The organism is Enterocloster sp. 210928-DFI.2.20, assembly GCF_020554465.1.
GTDB classification, from domain to species: Bacteria; Bacillota; Clostridia; order Lachnospirales; family Lachnospiraceae; genus Enterocloster; species Enterocloster bolteae.
The window spans coordinates 61,199-77,573 of record NZ_JAJCHK010000028.1 but is presented as its reverse complement, the minus strand read 5'-3'; the positions used below and the strand labels follow the sequence as shown (position 1 = coordinate 77,573).

Here is a 16,375-nt window from a genome sequence, read left to right as displayed (position 1 = left end):
AGTATAGACAAAAATCTCCCACCACTGGGAGATTTTTTTACTTTACGAATTGAAGTAAACACATTTTACCTATTGACTGAAAATATTAAGTGTGATACTATGACATTAGCACAAAGCAGAATCATATAGAAATGCTTTTGTTGACAATTTTATATAATCGGATGATGGATTCGGGAGAGACTGCACAGGCAGCGCCGAAGGGGAAGCGAAGAACTCTCAGGCAAAAGAACCGGATACTGGACGAAACTCTGGAAAGCGATAGCACCGACGAAGCCAAATCTTTCAGGTACAAAGACAGAGCGCATGAACATTATTTGTTCGTGCGCTTTTTTTGATATCCGGGTCATGGATACAGGGCATGTGTGTATACGGGCCTCCTTCAAAAAAAGCGCGCGGTACAAACAGGGAGGTGGTATGGTTTCGGAGGCGGAAACAGGGTATATGGATGTGTTTGTGATGAAGGGCATATGGATATGTCCGTGATGAAAAATAAAAAGGAGGATATGAACCAATGGTTGAACAGGTAATGGATTTTATTGAAGGATATGACAAGGAGATAGGGGAGGCAATCAAGGCTGAGTGCGGACGCCAGAGAAGGAATCTGGAGCTGATTGCTTCCGAGAACATTGTGTCGGAGCCCGTGATGGCTGCCATGGGAACGGTTCTCACCAACAAATACGCGGAAGGATATTCAGGAAAACGCTATTACGGCGGATGTGAGTTTGTGGACGTGGTGGAGACCATTGCCATTGAACGGGCAAAGAAGCTGTTTGGATGCGACTATGTGAATGTACAGCCTCATTCCGGAGCCCAGGCCAACATGGCTGTGTTCGTAGCCATGTTAAAGCCGGGCGACACGGTTATGGGCATGAACCTGGACCACGGCGGCCATCTGACACACGGAAGCCCTGTGAATTTCTCAGGACTGTACTTCAACATTGTGCCCTACGGCGTCAATGAGGATGGGTACATTGATTATGACAAACTGGAGGAAACAGCAGTTGCCTCCAAGCCGAAACTTATCATCGCAGGGGCCAGCGCCTACTGCCGGACCATTGATTTTAAGCGGTTCAGAGAAGTGGCCGACAAGGTGGGAGCTTACCTGATGGTGGATATGGCTCACATCGCCGGGCTGGTGGCGGCAGGTGTGCATCCCAGTCCCATTCCATATGCGGACGTGGTAACCACAACGACCCACAAGACCTTAAGGGGTCCAAGGGGCGGCATGATTCTGGCCAACCAGGCAGCGGCAGACAAATTCAATTTCAATAAGGCCATTTTTCCGGGAATCCAGGGCGGACCTTTGGAGCATGTCATTGCAGCCAAGGCAGTCTGCTTCGGTGAGGCGCTGCGGCCGGAGTTCAAGGCTTACCAGGAGCAGGTGGTTAAGAACGCAGCAGCCCTGGCGGCAGCTCTTAAAAGGCAGGGTTTTAACATTCTCACAGGAGGAACAGATAACCACCTGATGCTGGTGGACCTGAGGGGAATGGACGTATCCGGCAAGGAACTTCAAAACCGCTGCGACCAGGTATACATCACTCTGAATAAGAACACGGTTCCCAATGATCCCAGAAGCCCCTTTGTCACCTCGGGCGTGCGCATCGGAACACCGGCAGTCACCTCCAGGGGACTGAAGGAAGAGGATATGGAAAAGATTGCTGAGTGCATCTGGCTGGCAGCCACTGATTTTGAGGCTAAGGCTGATTATATCAGAGGCGAGGTTGACAAAATCTGCGGTAAATATCCGCTGTACCAGTAAGCTGCCGGGAAACTGGAAATGAGACGAAGCAGTTGGGGAACTGTTGAGATACAATCATAGAATATGGAAAAAAGGAGCAGAGAATATGGAATTAAAGACACCGCTGTATGACATGCATGTAAAGTATAAGGGAAAGATTGTGCCGTTTGCAGGCTACCTCCTTCCGGTTCAGTACGAAAAGGGAGTGATTGCGGAGCACATGGCAGTGCGTGAGCAGTGCGGCCTTTTCGATGTGTCCCATATGGGCGAGATTTTGTTAAGCGGGCCGGATGCCCTGAAGAATGTGAATATGCTTCTGACCAATGATTATACGGTCATGGAGGACGGTACAGCCAGATACAGCCCCATGTGCAACGAGGCAGGAGGCGTGGTGGACGACCTGATTGTCTATAAAATTAAGGACAACAGCTATTTCATCGTTGTCAACGCATCCAACAAGGATAAGGATTACCAGTGGATGAAGGACCATGTGTCCGGTGATGTGGAGCTTAAGGACATATCCGGCCAGGTGGGCCAGCTTGCCCTTCAGGGACCAAAAGCCCTGGATGTACTTAAGAAGGTGGCGGACCCGGATGCCATCCCGGATAAGTATTATACCTTTAAGAAGGACTGCTGCATAGACGGTATTCCCTGCATCATCTCCAAAACAGGGTATACAGGCGAGGATGGAGTGGAAATCTACATGGCCGGGAACGACGCTCCCAGGCTGTGGGAGCTTTTGCTGGAGGCCGGCAGGGAGGAAGGGCTGATACCCTGCGGCCTGGGCGCCAGGGATACCCTGCGTCTGGAGGCATCCATGCCCCTTTACGGACATGAGATGGATGATACCATCACTCCGAAGGAGGCAGGTCTTGGCATCTTTGTCAAGATGGATAAGGAGGACTTTATCGGCAAAAAGGCATTGCAGGAAAAGGGACCTCTTACCAGGAAGCGCGTGGGACTTAAGGTTACGGGCAGGGGCATCATCCGAGAGCATGAGCCGGTATTTGCCGGGGAACAGCAGATTGGAACCACCACGTCCGGCACCCATTGCCCGTATCTGGGATATCCGGCAGCCATGGCATTGGTGGATATTGCATACAAGGAGCCGGGCACCCAGGTCGAGGTGGATGTGAGAGGCCGCAGGGTTGGAGCGGAAGTGGTGAAGCTTCCATTTTATAAGAGAGAGAAATAAGCAGGGATTATGAAATGCTCAAAACAAGGAGGAAATAAAAAATGAACGTGCCAAAGGAATTAATGTATACAAAATCCCATGAGTGGGTAAAAACAGTGGATGACACAACCGTGACAGTAGGACTTACGGATTATGCCCAGGATGCCCTGGGAGACCTGGTGTTTGTAAACCTTCCGGAGCCGGGAGACGATGTGACGGCAGGCGAGGCATTTTCAGATGTGGAGTCTGTGAAGGCAGTATCAGATGTACTTTCTCCTGTTACCGGCCAGGTAGAGGAAATCAACGAGGAACTGTTAGACAGTCCGGAATCTGTAAACCAGAGCCCCTATGATGCATGGTTCATCAAAGTAAAAGACGTAAGCGGCAAAGAGGAACTGATGGACGGGGAGGCCTACGAGGCATATCTGGAAACACTGTAGACATCTTGAAAAGGAGGTGGACCCATGGGTTCTTATGTACCCAATACCAGTGAAGAGCAGCAGGAAATGCTCAGGGAAATCGGCTTTGACAGCTTTGAGGCGCTGTTTTCCCATATACCCCGGGAGGTCCGTGTAAAAGGCGGTTTAAAGCTTCCTGAGGGGCTTGGCGAAATGGAAGTCATCGGGAAGATGAAGGAAATCGCAAAACAGAATGTGGTGTTTAAACATATATTCAGAGGGGCGGGAGCATACAGCCATTACATACCTTCCATCGTAAAGAGCGTGGTATCCAAAGAGGAATTTCTTACATCCTATACCCCTTACCAGGCCGAGATCAGCCAGGGCATTCTTCAGTCCATATTTGAATATCAGACCATGCTCTGCCAGCTTACAGGCATGGATGTGTCCAATGCTTCTGTCTATGACGGGGCCACGGCAGCAGCCGAGGCAGCGGCCATGTGCAGGGACAGGAAGAGAAGCAGGGTATATCTGTCCGAAACCACCCATCCGCTGGTCACGGAGGTGGTAAAGACTTATTGCTTCGGAAGCGGAGCCCAGGTGGTGATGGTTCCTGAAAAGGACGGAGTCACGGACGCGGACGCCTTAAGGGAATTAATGGACGGCACGGCAGCCTGCTTCTATGTGCAGCAGCCTAACTACTATGGCAATCTGGAGGATTGCAGCCTTCTGGGAGAAATCACCCATGAAAAGGGAGCCAAATATATCATGGGCTGCAACCCCATCTCCCTGGCGCTCCTGCCTACGCCGGCAGAATGCGGGGCGGACATTGCGGTGGGAGACGGCCAGCCCCTGGGCATGCCTCTCAGCTTCGGAGGACCGTACCTGGGCTTTATGACAGCCACATCAGCTATGGGAAGGAAGCTTCCGGGCAGAATCGTGGGAGAGACAAAGGATGTGGACGGCAGGAGGGCGTATGTGCTGACCCTTCAGGCCAGGGAACAGCATATCAGACGCGAAAAGGCCAGCTCCAACGTGTGCTCCAACCAGGCTCTCTGCGCCCTGACTGCCAGCGTATATATGGCGGCCATGGGAGCAGATGGATTAAGAAAGACCGCTGTTCTCTGTACCTCCAAAGCACATTACCTGAAGGAACAGCTGGAACAGGCCGGCCTCACGGCCAGGTATGACAGGGAATTCTTCCATGAGTTCGTCACTGAAAGCGATACGGACAGCGGCCTAATCTTAAAAGCTCTGGAGGAGAAGGGAATCCTGGGAGGACTGCCTCTGAGCCACAGGGAGATTCTCTGGTGCGCCACTGAGCAGAACCGGAAGGAAGATATGGACCAGGCGGTTCAAATCGTGAAGGAGGTATGCGGAGCATGAAATTAATATTTGAAAAAGGAACTCCCGGCAGGCACTGCCACCTGCTTCCGGACTGCGACGTGCCGGTCCATCAGATAGGAGTTGGCAGGAAGGAGAAGCTGAATCTGCCGGAGCTCTCTGAAAATGAAATCAGCAGACATTATACCGGCCTTGCGGGGCGCGCCCACGGCGTCAACAACGGTTTCTACCCCCTTGGCTCCTGCACCATGAAGTATAACCCAAAGGTAAATGAGGAGGCGGCGTCGCTGGAGGGCTTTGCGGGCATCCATCCGCTGCAGCCGGAACATACGGTCCGGGGCGCCCTCAGGGTATTCGATCTGGCGGAGCAGTATCTGTGCGAGATAACCGGTATGGATGCAATGACCTTCCAGCCCGCGGCAGGCGCCCATGGGGAATTTACGGGTCTGCTGCTGATCAAGGCTTACCATCACTCCAGAGGGGATGAAAAGAGGACGAAAATCATTGTTCCGGACTCTGCCCACGGCACCAATCCCGCCAGCGCCACCATGGCCGGCTACAGCGTTGTCAGCATCCCCTCCAGGGAGGACGGATGTGTGGATCTGGATAAGCTTAAGGAGGCAGTGGGGGAGGACACGGCAGGACTGATGCTGACCAATCCAAACACGGTAGGGCTCTTTGACAAGAATATCCTGGAGATTACCCGCATTGTCCACGATGGGGGAGGGCTGTGCTATTACGACGGAGCCAACCTCAACGCGGTCATGGGCATTGTGAGGCCGGGAGATATGGGATTTGACGTAATCCACCTGAACCTCCACAAGACATTTTCCACGCCTCACGGCGGGGGCGGTCCGGGAAGCGGCCCTGTCGGCTGCAAGGAATTCCTGCGTCCCTTCCTTCCGGGCTTTATGGTTAAGGGGCCGCAATCCATTGGAAGCGTGAAGATGTTCTATGGAAACTTCGGGGTGGTGGTAAAGGCGCTGGCCTACATCATGACCCTGGGCAGGGAAGGCATTCCCGAGGCGTCATCCAATGCAGTGTTAAATGCCAATTATATGATGAATAAGCTGTCAGACCTGTATCAGATGGCTTACAATGAAACCTGCATGCATGAGTTTGTGATGACGCTGGAGGATTTGAAGCACGATATCAATGTGTCGGCCATGGATATTGCCAAGGCACTTCTGGATTACGGCATCCATCCCCCCACCATGTATTTCCCGCTGATTGTCCATGAGGCCCTGATGGTGGAGCCCACTGAGACAGAGTCAAAGGAAACCCTGGACGAAGCCATTGAGGTGTTCCGCAGCATATATGAAAAAGCAAAGGCAGATCCGCAGAGCCTTCACCAGGCTCCGGTCAAAACACCGGTCCGCAGGCTGGACGAGGTAACTGCGGCAAGAAAGCCGGTGCTGCGCTATATCGGGGAGTAAGTAACTGATTTACGAAAAAATACAGGCAGTGCTCAGGAGCGTGTTGAAATGAATTTTCAGACACGCTCCAGCGCTCTTTGGCGGCAATAGGAGGAAAGATGGCAGATATATTTGATTTGGTTATTATAGGAGCAGGTCCCGGCGGTTATGTGGCGGCGATCAAGGGCGCCAAGCTGGGACTTTCGGTGGCAGTGGTGGAAAACAGGGAGGTAGGGGGAACCTGCCTGAACCGTGGCTGTATTCCGGCCAAAGCCATGATTCATGCGTCCCAGCTTTACAGGGAGATGAAGGAGGGCGGGCAGTTCGGCATCTTTGCAGAGAATGTCCGGTATGAGTATGATAAGATTCTGGAATATAAGGAGGGAACGTCAGGAAGCTTAAGACAGGGAGTGGAACAGCTCTTTAAGGCAAACAACGTGACACTGGTTAAGGGAACCGGCACCCTGCAGGCGGACAAAACCGTGCTGGTGACAGGGTGCGAAGGGGAAGTGGAGAGCCGGGTGCTGAAAGGAACGCATGTGCTGCTGGCCTCAGGCTCAAAACCCATGAACCTGCCCATTGAGGGACTGGAACTGCCGGGGGTTCTGACCAGCGACGGGCTGTTGGGGCTGCAGCATGCGCCGGAAAGCCTGCTGATTATCGGCGGAGGCGTAATCGGAGCTGAATTTGCATCTGTATTTTCATCCCTTGGCATCCGTGTAACCATCGTGGAAGCCCTTCCCAGGCTGCTGGCAAACCTGGATAAGGACATTTCGCAGAATCTGAAAATGATTCTCAAAAAGCGGGGAATCAAAATCTATACAGGGGCCATGGTAAAGAGAATTGAAAAGACGGAACATGGTCTGGCCTGTGTCTTTGAGGAAAAGGGTGAGGAGAAGCGGGAGGAAGCAGATTATGTGCTGTCGGCCGCCGGCAGGGTGCCTGAAACGGAAAAGCTGCTGGGACCGGGGACAGAGCTTGCCATGGAGCGGGGAAGAATCACAGTGGACTCCAATTTTGAGACATCCATGGAGGGCGTGTACGCCATCGGAGATGTGATTAAGGGAATCCAGCTGGCTCATGTGGCCAGTGCCCAGGGCGTGTGGGTGGCGGAACACCTGGCGGGAACCGGACACTCCATTGATTTATCGGTAGTTCCCAGCTGTGTGTACACCAGCCCTGAGATTGCGTCCGTGGGACTTACGGAGGACGAGGCGGCCCAGGCTGGAATACCTGTATCCGTGGGGAAATTCCTGATGTCTGCCAACGGGAAATCACAGATATCCAGGGAGGAAAGAGGTTTTATCAAAATCATCGCAGAAGCCGACTCCAAGGTGGTGCTGGGAGCCCAGATGATGTGCGCCAGGGCCACGGACATGATCGGGGAGATGGCAACCGCAGCCGCAAACAAGCTGACCGTACCACAGCTGCTTCTGGGAATGCGCGCCCATCCCACCTACAATGAGGCAGTGGGAGAGGCGCTGGAGGAGCTTGAAGGCGGCAGCATCCACACGGTTCCCAGACAGGCTCCGGGCAAGCTTAAGAGCAGACAGTAATCAGAAGAACAGAATGTCAGGAGGAATAAGTTTATGGCAGTCATCAGTGCATTTGACGTATTAGGCCCCAATATGATAGGGCCTTCCAGTTCACACACGGCGGGAGCGGTGGCCATAGCCCTCCTGGCCCAGAAAATGATAGCAGGACAGATTATCGAGGCAGAGTTTACCTTGTACGGTTCCTTTTCCAGGACTTACCGCGGACACGGCACGGACAGGGCGCTGCTGGGGGGAATCATGGGATTTAAGACAGATGACAGGCGGATCCGTGATTCCTTTTCCATCGCGCAGCAACGGGGACTGCGGTATTCCTTCCTGACAAACGAGAAGGATAAGGACGTACATCCCAACACAGTGGATATCCGCATGGTAAATGACCGGAACCAGGAGATGACGGTCCGGGGGGAATCCCTGGGGGGAGGAAAGGTGCGCATTGTAAAGATAAACCAGGTGGATGTGGACTTTACAGGCGAGTACAGTTCCCTGATTGTCATACATCAGGATAAACCGGGGGTGGTGGCCCATATTTCCAAGTGCCTCAGCGACTGCAATGTGAACATCGCCTTCATGAAGCTTTTCAGGGAGGAAAAAGGAGCACAGGCTTACTGCATCGTGGAGTCTGATGAACGCCTGCCTCTGGAGATTACGGATTGGATTAACAGCAACCCGCATGTATACCATACCATGCTGGTTCAGGTATAAGGAGGGATGGACATGGATTTTAAGAGCGGGGCAGAGCTTCTGGAGCAGTGCGCTGTCCGGGGAATGACTATATCGGAAGTGATGAAACAGCGTGAATGTGATTTAACAGGCGTATCCATGGAGGACATGGAGGCCAGGATGAAGGATGTACTGGCGGTCATGAGGGATTCAGCCACCCTTCCGCTGAGAGAACCGGTCACATCCATCGGCGGCCTGATTGGCGGAGAATCGGCCAGGATGGAGGAACGGCGCAGAAAGGGCACCTCCATCCTAAGCGGCGTCCTGGGCAGGGCTGTCATATATGCCATGGCTGTTTTGGAGGTTAATACCTCCATGGGACTGATTGTGGCAGCACCTACAGCCGGGTCTTCGGGCATTGTGCCGGGACTGCTGCTGGCCCTCCAGGAGGAATACGGCCTGGAGGACGACTTGGTGGCGGACGGCCTGTTTGCAGCCTCTGCCGTCGGATACCTGGCCATGCGCAACGCCACCGTGTCAGGGGCGGTAGGGGGATGCCAGGCAGAGGTGGGCGTGGCCTGCGCCATGGCGGCGGCTGCCGCAGTGGAGCTTATGGGAGGAACTCCCGCCCAGAGCCTGGACGCTGCGTCCGCTGCCCTGATGAATCTTTTGGGACTGGTATGCGACCCTGTGGGCGGCCTGGTGGAATGCCCCTGCCAGAACCGGAATGGGGCAGGGGCTGCAAACGCCCTGGTCTGCGCGGAGACAGCGCTCAGCGGTATACGGCAGCTGATTCCGTTTGATGAAATGCTGGAAGCCATGTATGCAGTTGGCAGAGGGCTTCCCCTGGAGCTGAGGGAAACAGCCCTGGGCGGCTGCGCCGCAACCCCCTCAGGCTGCAGAATGGGATGCTGCGTGCAGAAGGCGTAAGATGTAAGGATGGCAGGAAGGAGGCAGGTATGGATTTTAATGAGGCGGTGGATTTTGGGGTGACGGCGGACTCTGGGGAGAGGATGGACTTTGACGGGGCGTTGGATTTTCTGGAGCAGAGGTCTGGGCTGGGAAGCGTCATGGGACTGGATTCCATAAGAAATCTGCTGAGGGAGCTGTCGGACCCGCAGAAGGATTTGGAATTTGTTCATATCGCCGGGACCAATGGAAAGGGGTCCGTGTCAGCCTGCCTTTCTTCCATATTAAAGGAGGCGGGCTGCCGTACAGGCACCTATACCTCGCCGGCTGTTATCTCGGTGCGGGAACGGTATCAGGTGGACGGCTCCTGGATTACGGAAAGGGAATTTGCCTTATTGGCGGACCGGGTGAAGGCGGCGGCAGGGCGCATGGAAGAAAAGGGGAGAGGAATCCCCACTGTATTTGAGATAGAGACAGCCATGGCCTTTCTGTATTTTAAAGAGAAGGGCTGCCGGGTGGTGGTGCTGGAAACAGGGCTGGGAGGGGAACAGGATGCCACCAATGTGGTGGAGAATACCCTGGCGGCTGTTTTTACTTCCATCAGCATGGACCATATGGGTGTGCTGGGAAATACCCTGGGCCAAATTGCTGCCTGTAAGGCGGGAATCATTAAGCCGGGCTGTGAAGTTGTCTCGGCGCATCAGCCTCTGGAAGTGCTCAGCGTACTGAAGGACCGCGCCGGTGAAAAGGGATGCGTCTTTACCCAGGTGGATATGAGCAGCCTGAGCGCCCTATCCTGTCCGGAGAGGGAGGAGAATCGCGGGGAGTATGCAGAAAATGTGTTTATCTATAAGGCCATGGAAGGAATCAGAATATCCCTTCCGGGGACCTATCAGTTGGAGAATGGAGCTCTTGCGCTGGAGGCAGCCTCTGCCCTGAGCCGCAAAGGCATCCACATACCTGAATCTGCCATGAGAAAGGGACTTTCCAATGTTTCCTGGCCGGGAAGGTTCCAGATGCTTAAGAAATCCCCCATGGTGATTGTGGACGGAGCGCATAACAGGGACGCGGCCCTCAGGCTGAGGGAATGTGTGGAAACCTGTTTGAACGGCAGGCGTCTGATTTTTATTATGGGAGTGTTTGGGGACAAGGAATACGGCCTGATGACGCAAATCATGGCTCCCCTGGCAGAAAGAATCTATACGGTATGGCTGCCGGACCGCGGCAGAAGCCTGAATCCGGAGATACTTGCAAGGGAGGCCGGAAAATACTGTGCCGGAACGCAGGCAGTGGATTCGGTGGAAACAGCCTTGGACATGGCACTGAAAGACGCCGGAGAGCAGGGAGCCGTACTGGTCTTTGGCTCCCTGTCTTATCTGGGGCAGATTATGAAGGAGACAGAAAGGAGGAACAGGGATGATAGACAGGAATAAAGTGGAGCAGGCTGTCAGGCTTCTGCTGGAGGGAATGGGCGAGGACCCGTCCAGAGAAGGGTTGATTGATACGCCTGAGCGTGTAGCCAGGATGTATGAGGAACTGTACAGCGGCATGGATGAACACCCAGGGATGTATCTGGAAAAGACATTCCGGGCGGAAAATAATGACCTGATTGTGGAGAAGGACATAACCTTTTATTCTGTCTGTGAACATCATCTTCTTCCTTTTTACGGGAAAGTGCATGTTGCCTATGTGCCGGATAAGAAGGTGGCGGGACTGAGCAAGCTGGCCAGGACGGTGGAGGTATTTTCCAGACGCCTTCAGATCCAGGAACAGCTGACCGCCCAGATAGCAGACGCATTGATGGACGGATTGGCGCCCCGGGGCGTTATGGTCATGATGGAGGCAGAGCATATGTGTATGACCATGCGGGGAATCAAAAAGCCGGGCAGCCGGACTGTCACGGTGGTAAAGAGGGGGTGCTTCTGTCAGCGGGAGGACCTGGTAAACCTGTTTTTCCAAATGGTAAGGGGGTAATCAGATGATTATAGGACAAAAAGAATTTGATGTATGGAACAGAACCTATGTCATGGGCATCCTGAATACAACGCCGGATTCCTTTTCCGACGGAGGCAGGTACTGTGACCGGGAGATGGCTCTCAGACAGGCGGAGAAACTGGTGTTTGACGGTGCAGATATCATAGACGTGGGAGGGGAGTCCACACGCCCGGGATGCAGGCCGGTTGGGGAGGAGGAAGAACTGGAGCGGGTCCTTCCCGTCATCCGGCTGATTCATGAAAATTTTGATATACCCATCTCCGTAGATACCTATAAGAGCGGGGTGGCCCGGCGGGCTGTGGAGGCCGGCGCCGCCATGGTCAATGACATATGGGGGCTGAAAAAAGATAAGGACATGGCGGGGACCATTGCTGAGCTGGGGGTGTGCTGCTGCCTTATGCATAACAGGCAAAACCCTGTCGGACACCATTTTATGAATACCGCCCTGGAGGAGATGAATGAAACCATTCTCCTTGCAAAACAGGCCGGCATAAAGGATGACAGAATCGTGCTGGACCCCGGTGTGGGATTTGGAAAGACATATGAGATGAATCTGGAAGTGATAAGGAATTTGTCTGCTTTTAAGCGTTTCGGCTATCCGGTTCTTCTGGGGGCGTCCAGGAAGTCTGTGATTGGCCTTGCTCTGGATCTTCCTGTGGACAAACGGGAAGAGGGAACCCTGGTTACGACGGTGGCCGCCGTCTTTTCTGGCTGTTCCTTTGTTCGCGTACACGATGTGGAGGGGAATAAAAGGGCTGTCAGGATGGCCCGGTCTATTATGGGCGCCCCGGAGTTTAAATGAGGAACCGGAATATGAAATGCAGACATGGGATCAAATCATACAGAAAACAGAAAGGGAGCGGGCAGGACATGGACCAAATCAGGATTGAACAATTGGAGGTATTTGCAAAACACGGGGCCATACCGGAGGAAAATGTACTGGGACAGAAGTTTCTGGTATCGGCAGTGCTCTTTACAGATACGAGAAAGGCGGGCAGGAATGACCAGCTGGACCAGACCATCAGCTACGGCAGGGCAAGCAAATTCATGGAACGCTATCTGAGGGAGCATACCTTCCAGCTCATAGAGAGCGCAGCGGAAAAACTGGCGGAGGAACTGCTGCTCATGTATCCTGACAGCCTGAAATCCGTGGAATTAGAGATAAGAAAGCCCTGGGCCCCCATAGGCCTTCCCCTTCAATATGTATCAGTCAGGATCACCAGGGGATGGCATCAGGCATACATTGCCCTGGGCTCTAATATGGGAGACAGGCTGGCGTATCTTACCGGGGCGGTGGAGGCCCTTGGAAAGCTTCGGGAGTGCCGTGTGGGCCGGGTATCCGGCTTTATTGAAACGCCTCCTTACGGGGTGACGGACCAGGCTGATTTCCTCAACGGCTGTATGGAAATAAAAACACTCTATACACCGGAGGAGCTGTTGGATGCCCTTCATGAAATCGAAGCAGCGGCGGGAAGGGAGCGGATCATACACTGGGGTCCCAGAACCCTGGATCTGGACGTGATTTTTTATGACGATCTGGTGTATGAATCGGAACGGCTGAGCATTCCACACACACAGATGCACAAGCGCGATTTCGTCCTGAAACCTCTGGCCGAGATAGCGCCATATAAGCGCCATCCCATTTACGGAGAGACCGTGGCTGAAATGCTGGACACGGTCTAAATGCAGGATGCAGTGCAGGTGCAGGACGCAGTGCAGATGCAGGATGCGGTCTAAGCCTTTAAGGCCATGGAAAGCGGCTTTTGCAGGACCGGATACAAGGCGCTGGAGATAATCAGGCCGCTGATTCCCTGGATAATGTTGCTGGGAACGCTGGCCAGGGCTGCTCCTAATCCATATAGGAATATTTCGCACAGGCAGTATCCTCCGGCCACCAGAATAATGTCAATCACACCGCAGCCGGCCACGGCTGCATACGGATTCATGCCTCTGGCCCTTAACCTGCCGCAGACATGGCTTGCGGAGAATGCCACCAGTCCCTTAATGACAAAAGTGATGGGGACATAGATAAAATAACCTCCCAGCAGATCCGCCATGCAGGAGCCGATGCCGGCTGCCAGGAATGCGGATACCGGGTCCAGAAACACGCCGCAGAGAATCACGATGGCGTCGCCGGGATGGATGTAACCGCCTGTACCGGGGGTGGGGATGCGGATGGACATAGTGGCCACACAGGCCAGGGCTGCAAAGAGGGCGGACAGCACCAGTTTTTTAGTAGAGAAACGTTCCGTCATAGGGATACCTCCTAAAGTTAAAGTACTTAAATGTTGATACCTACTATAACGGAAAGGTGGACTGAGTGAAATATCCAGTTAGATAATATTTAACCAGTCCAGATTGGCACCGCTGACGGAAAAATCCGACTTGGGCCGGTGCATCATTCCAGCCAGCGCATCATTCCAGCCGGTTCCTCAAAACGGTGGGTGGATAAGATGCCGTCCGGACAGTGGCATCCCCACAGAGCCAGGCAGGAGTCAACTCCGGCCTGGGCGGCGCACTGCATGTCGTAGATACTGTCCCCGATGTAGAGAATCTGCCGGGGGCAGACTCCGGTGCGTTCCATATATGCAAGCATAGGTTCGGGGTCCGGTTTGTGGCGGACCGTGTCATCGGCCGTTATGACGGTTTGAAAATATTCGGATATCTGAAAAGGAAGGAAGCTGCTGGTGTACTGGGGCATTGTCTTGGAAGTGATGATGCCCAGGACGCAACCCTTTTTTTTCAGGGAATCCAACAGAGGGACAATGCCCTCATACAGATAGGCAGTGTACTGATACTCCTGTTCATACTGTTCCCAACGGGGATAAATCTGGAATATCTGTTCAGGGGAATGTATGCCCAGACGTTCAAATGCATCCAGCCCCGGTATGCCCAGAACCGGAGTAAGCCGGCTTAAGTTCCAGTGTTCCCCGGTTACATCCCTGAGGGCTCTCTGGAGTCCGTGGAGCACGGCCCCTGTGGTATTAATCAGCGTATTGTCAATATCAAACACAAAATGGGTGTAGCGCATTATAAACCTCCTTCGCTTACAGCCTGCCCCATGGACTTTGCCACGGTAAACAGGCCTTTTTCATAATCCTGCTGGTAATCATAGGACAGCTCAATGGACGGGATTGCTTTGGATGGCAGATAAGAAGCACAGAGACGGCGGATCTCGTCTAACCTTCCCTCCAGCAGGGGGTGGCGGTAGAGCACCATCATGTGGGGATTTACCGTCACGGCATAAATTTGTATCAGGCGGGCGTACAGCTCGCTTATGTGCTCGGCAGGGGGAAGGCCCAGGCTGCCCTTGTTTAACCGTTCATAGACAGGCAGGAAGCCGACCTCGCTGCAATAGCCTGAGGCGCCGGTCCACAGCCGGCCGTTAATGACCATTCCGCCTCCTATACCGTTTCCTCCCATAAAGAGTGTGACCAGGGAGCCGGCATCGGGGTGCTTCTGAGCCCAGCATCCCATGGTCAGGAAATTCATATCATTACCCACTGTCATGGGAATGGGAACCAGGCGCCGGAAATGCTCTTCCAGGTTCAGGCCTTTGAGTCCGATATATTGATTGGTCTCCTCCACCACTCCGTGATTTACCAGGGCAGCAATCCCTGCGGCGGCAGCCTTCAGGCGGGGATAGCGGTGATGGATATCTAAAATCAGGGCATCCAGCTGTTCCAGGGACAGGATTTCAAAGGGCAGGCACCCTTGCTCCACGGTGTTCTCCCTTAAATCCTTCAGGTTCCAGCATACCCGGTCCGACTCAACCTGTACCAGGAGATACAGGCTGAAAAGGGGATTCAGCTCATAAATGCAGGCGCACCTGCCCCCGGTGGAAGAGCCGGCCCCTTGCTCGGTCAGTTCCCCGTCAGAACACAGTTCGTCAATCAGACGTCCGACCGTAGGGAAACTTAATCCCAGCTCTCTGGCAATCTGGCTTTTGGAAGCAGACGCATGTTTACCCATGTAAGCTCGTATATGTTCTTTATTCAATTGTTTTACAGTGACCGGTTCTTCCTGGGCCATGAAAAATTCTCTCCTTTTACATCGTTATTAAAAAACTTTTTAAAATAATATTAATAAGTCAATTCTATTTAATCACTTGACGGATAAAATGTCAATAAGAAAATCCTTAAAGGCTCTTGAAAGACTTGACAAAGAAACAGCCAGCGTATATTGTTACAGGGAAAATGTGCAAAAAAGACAGGAGGCAGACTGCGGTGGAACATCTCATATTCAGTCTCAATGCGACCATGCCCATCTTTTTTCTTATGGTATTGGGAGCGTGTTTCAAAAAAGCAGGAATTATGGAAGGTGTCTTTGCGGACAAGGCCAATCAGTTCGTGTTTAAGGTGGCTCTTCCGGTCCTGCTGTTTGAGGACCTGTCAAATTCTGATTTTTTGAAGGTGTGGGATACCAGGTTTGTGATGTTCTGCTTTGCCTCTACCCTGGGAGGAATCCTGCTGGCGGTTCTTCTGTCCATGGCACTTAAGGACAGGAGGCTCAGAGGGGAATTCATACAGGCTTCCTACCGCAGCAGCGCGGCCCTGCTGGGGATTGCCTTCATTAAGAACATATATGGGGATGTGGGGATGGCGCCTCTCATGATAATAGGCAGCGTCCCGCTGTACAATGTGATGGCTGTGGTGATTCTGTCCTTTACAAATCCGGAAGGGGCGGTCCTTGACCGCCGGATGCTGGGGAAAACCGCGGCGGGCATACTTAAGAATCCTATCATACTGGGAATCCTGACCGGCATGGCCTGGTCACTGCTGGGACTGAAGCAGCCCCAAATCATGGAAAAAACCGTGTCCAGCCTGGCAGGAGTGGCCACGCCCCTGGGCCTGATGGCCATGGGTGCGTCCTTTGACTTCAGGCAGGCATCCCAGAGAGTCGGGGCAGCTGCGGGCGCCAGCGCCATAAAGCTGGTACTTCTCTGCGCCGTATTCCTTCCGGCCGCAGTGTACCTGGGGTTCCGGGAGCAGCAGCTGGTGGCGATTCTTGTGATGCTGGGGTCTGCCGCAACCGTCAGCTGCTTTGTGATGGCGCGGAACATGGGACATGAAGGCGTGCTGAGCTCCAGTGTGGTGGCAATCACAACCTGCGGCAGTGCCTTCACCCTGACGCTGTGGCTGGACCTCATCCGTACCCTGGGCCTGATATAGGGATGGACGAGTCCC

At 53.5% G+C, this 16,375-nt stretch carries 16 protein-coding genes and 1 riboswitch; of the genes, 13 read left to right on the top strand and 3 right to left on the bottom strand.

All coding sequences use genetic code 11. The annotated features are described in order from the left end of the window. Positions 1-161 precede the first annotated feature (161 nt). Positions 162-242: riboswitch (glycine riboswitch) on the top strand. Positions 243-511: 269 nt separating this feature from the next. The 12 genes from glyA (at position 512) to folK (ending at position 12,872) form a co-directional block, all read left to right on the top strand. Continuing rightward, entirely contained in the window at positions 512-1,759 is a 1,248-nt protein-coding gene (gene glyA, locus LI015_RS21000; RefSeq protein WP_021895148.1) for a serine hydroxymethyltransferase, read from the top strand. 85 nt (positions 1,760-1,844) lie between these two features. Continuing rightward, on the top strand, positions 1,845-2,933 hold the full coding sequence (gene gcvT, locus LI015_RS20995) for a glycine cleavage system aminomethyltransferase GcvT (protein WP_002569385.1): 1,089 nt from the start codon (positions 1,845-1,847) through the stop codon (positions 2,931-2,933). Positions 2,934-2,974: 41 nt separating this feature from the next. Next, positions 2,975-3,352 (top strand): glycine cleavage system protein GcvH, encoded by a 378-nt coding sequence (gene gcvH / locus LI015_RS20990; RefSeq protein WP_002569384.1) that lies wholly within the window; start codon positions 2,975-2,977, stop codon positions 3,350-3,352. Positions 3,353-3,376: 24 nt separating this feature from the next. Beyond that, entirely contained in the window at positions 3,377-4,696 is a 1,320-nt protein-coding gene (gcvPA, locus tag LI015_RS20985; protein ID WP_002569383.1) for an aminomethyl-transferring glycine dehydrogenase subunit GcvPA, read from the top strand. Next, the gene (gene gcvPB / locus LI015_RS20980; RefSeq protein ID WP_002569382.1) at positions 4,693-6,090 is read left to right on the top strand and encodes an aminomethyl-transferring glycine dehydrogenase subunit GcvPB; all 1,398 of its coding nucleotides are present in this window, start codon (positions 4,693-4,695) and stop codon (positions 6,088-6,090) included. Before gcvPA ends, gcvPB begins: the two co-directional genes overlap by 4 nt. 98 nt (positions 6,091-6,188) lie before the next feature. After that, positions 6,189-7,625, top strand: coding sequence for a dihydrolipoyl dehydrogenase (lpdA, locus tag LI015_RS20975; RefSeq protein ID WP_227126292.1), 1,437 nt, complete (start codon positions 6,189-6,191; stop codon positions 7,623-7,625). A 33-nt stretch (positions 7,626-7,658) separates the two neighbouring features. Further along, positions 7,659-8,327, top strand: a complete 669-nt coding sequence (sdaAB, locus tag LI015_RS20970) for an L-serine ammonia-lyase, iron-sulfur-dependent subunit beta (protein ID WP_002569380.1) — start codon at positions 7,659-7,661, stop codon at positions 8,325-8,327. Between the two features lie 12 nt (positions 8,328-8,339). Further along, complete coding sequence (gene sdaAA, locus LI015_RS20965; protein WP_002569379.1) at positions 8,340-9,215, top strand: L-serine ammonia-lyase, iron-sulfur-dependent, subunit alpha; 876 nt, start codon at positions 8,340-8,342, stop codon at positions 9,213-9,215. 29 nt (positions 9,216-9,244) lie between these two features. Further along, complete coding sequence (locus LI015_RS20960; RefSeq protein ID WP_227126290.1) at positions 9,245-10,627, top strand: bifunctional folylpolyglutamate synthase/dihydrofolate synthase; 1,383 nt, start codon at positions 9,245-9,247, stop codon at positions 10,625-10,627. After that, positions 10,611-11,168, top strand: a complete 558-nt coding sequence (folE, locus tag LI015_RS20955; protein WP_002571179.1) for a GTP cyclohydrolase I FolE — start codon at positions 10,611-10,613, stop codon at positions 11,166-11,168. Before LI015_RS20960 ends, folE begins: the two co-directional genes overlap by 17 nt. A 4-nt stretch (positions 11,169-11,172) precedes the next feature. Then, entirely contained in the window at positions 11,173-11,991 is an 819-nt protein-coding gene (folP, locus tag LI015_RS20950) for a dihydropteroate synthase (RefSeq protein ID WP_227126288.1), read from the top strand. A gap of 68 nt (positions 11,992-12,059) precedes the next feature. Continuing rightward, a complete protein-coding gene (folK, locus tag LI015_RS20945) occupies positions 12,060-12,872 on the top strand; it encodes a 2-amino-4-hydroxy-6-hydroxymethyldihydropteridine diphosphokinase (protein ID WP_002569375.1) in 813 nt (270 codons plus the stop codon). A 50-nt stretch (positions 12,873-12,922) separates the two neighbouring features. Here folK and LI015_RS20940 read toward each other — a convergent pair whose 3' ends face one another. The 3 genes from LI015_RS20940 to LI015_RS20930 form a co-directional block, all read right to left on the bottom strand. After that, the gene (locus LI015_RS20940; protein ID WP_002569374.1) at positions 12,923-13,444 is read right to left on the bottom strand and encodes an ECF transporter S component; all 522 of its coding nucleotides are present in this window, start codon (positions 13,442-13,444) and stop codon (positions 12,923-12,925) included. A 143-nt stretch (positions 13,445-13,587) separates the two neighbouring features. After that, positions 13,588-14,220 (bottom strand): HAD family hydrolase, encoded by a 633-nt coding sequence (locus LI015_RS20935; protein WP_227126287.1) that lies wholly within the window; start codon positions 14,218-14,220, stop codon positions 13,588-13,590. Beyond that, positions 14,220-15,221: an ROK family protein gene (locus LI015_RS20930; protein ID WP_227126285.1), complete on the bottom strand. Its 1,002-nt coding sequence runs from the start codon at positions 15,219-15,221 to the stop codon at positions 14,220-14,222. The genes LI015_RS20935 and LI015_RS20930 overlap by 1 nt, the downstream gene beginning before the upstream one ends. Positions 15,222-15,415: 194 nt before the next feature. Between LI015_RS20930 and LI015_RS20925 the strand changes: the two genes are divergently transcribed. Next, a complete protein-coding gene (locus LI015_RS20925; RefSeq protein WP_054354702.1) occupies positions 15,416-16,360 on the top strand; it encodes an AEC family transporter in 945 nt (314 codons plus the stop codon). Positions 16,361-16,375: the final 15 nt, after the last annotated feature.

Coding starts and splice junctions, on each gene's coding strand:
- glyA (WP_021895148.1), top strand. CDS start 512: ATGGTTGAACAGGTAATGGATTTTATTGAAGGATATGACAAGGAGATA.
- gcvT (WP_002569385.1), top strand. CDS start 1,845: ATGGAATTAAAGACACCGCTGTATGACATGCATGTAAAGTATAAGGGA.
- gcvH (WP_002569384.1), top strand. CDS start 2,975: ATGAACGTGCCAAAGGAATTAATGTATACAAAATCCCATGAGTGGGTA.
- gcvPA (WP_002569383.1), top strand. CDS start 3,377: ATGGGTTCTTATGTACCCAATACCAGTGAAGAGCAGCAGGAAATGCTC.
- gcvPB (WP_002569382.1), top strand. CDS start 4,693: ATGAAATTAATATTTGAAAAAGGAACTCCCGGCAGGCACTGCCACCTG.
- lpdA (WP_227126292.1), top strand. CDS start 6,189: ATGGCAGATATATTTGATTTGGTTATTATAGGAGCAGGTCCCGGCGGT.
- sdaAB (WP_002569380.1), top strand. CDS start 7,659: ATGGCAGTCATCAGTGCATTTGACGTATTAGGCCCCAATATGATAGGG.
- sdaAA (WP_002569379.1), top strand. CDS start 8,340: ATGGATTTTAAGAGCGGGGCAGAGCTTCTGGAGCAGTGCGCTGTCCGG.
- LI015_RS20960 (WP_227126290.1), top strand. CDS start 9,245: ATGGATTTTAATGAGGCGGTGGATTTTGGGGTGACGGCGGACTCTGGG.
- folE (WP_002571179.1), top strand. CDS start 10,611: ATGATAGACAGGAATAAAGTGGAGCAGGCTGTCAGGCTTCTGCTGGAG.
- folP (WP_227126288.1), top strand. CDS start 11,173: ATGATTATAGGACAAAAAGAATTTGATGTATGGAACAGAACCTATGTC.
- folK (WP_002569375.1), top strand. CDS start 12,060: ATGGACCAAATCAGGATTGAACAATTGGAGGTATTTGCAAAACACGGG.
- LI015_RS20940 (WP_002569374.1), bottom strand. CDS start 13,444: ATGACGGAACGTTTCTCTACTAAAAAACTGGTGCTGTCCGCCCTCTTT.
- LI015_RS20935 (WP_227126287.1), bottom strand. CDS start 14,220: ATGCGCTACACCCATTTTGTGTTTGATATTGACAATACGCTGATTAAT.
- LI015_RS20930 (WP_227126285.1), bottom strand. CDS start 15,221: ATGGCCCAGGAAGAACCGGTCACTGTAAAACAATTGAATAAAGAACAT.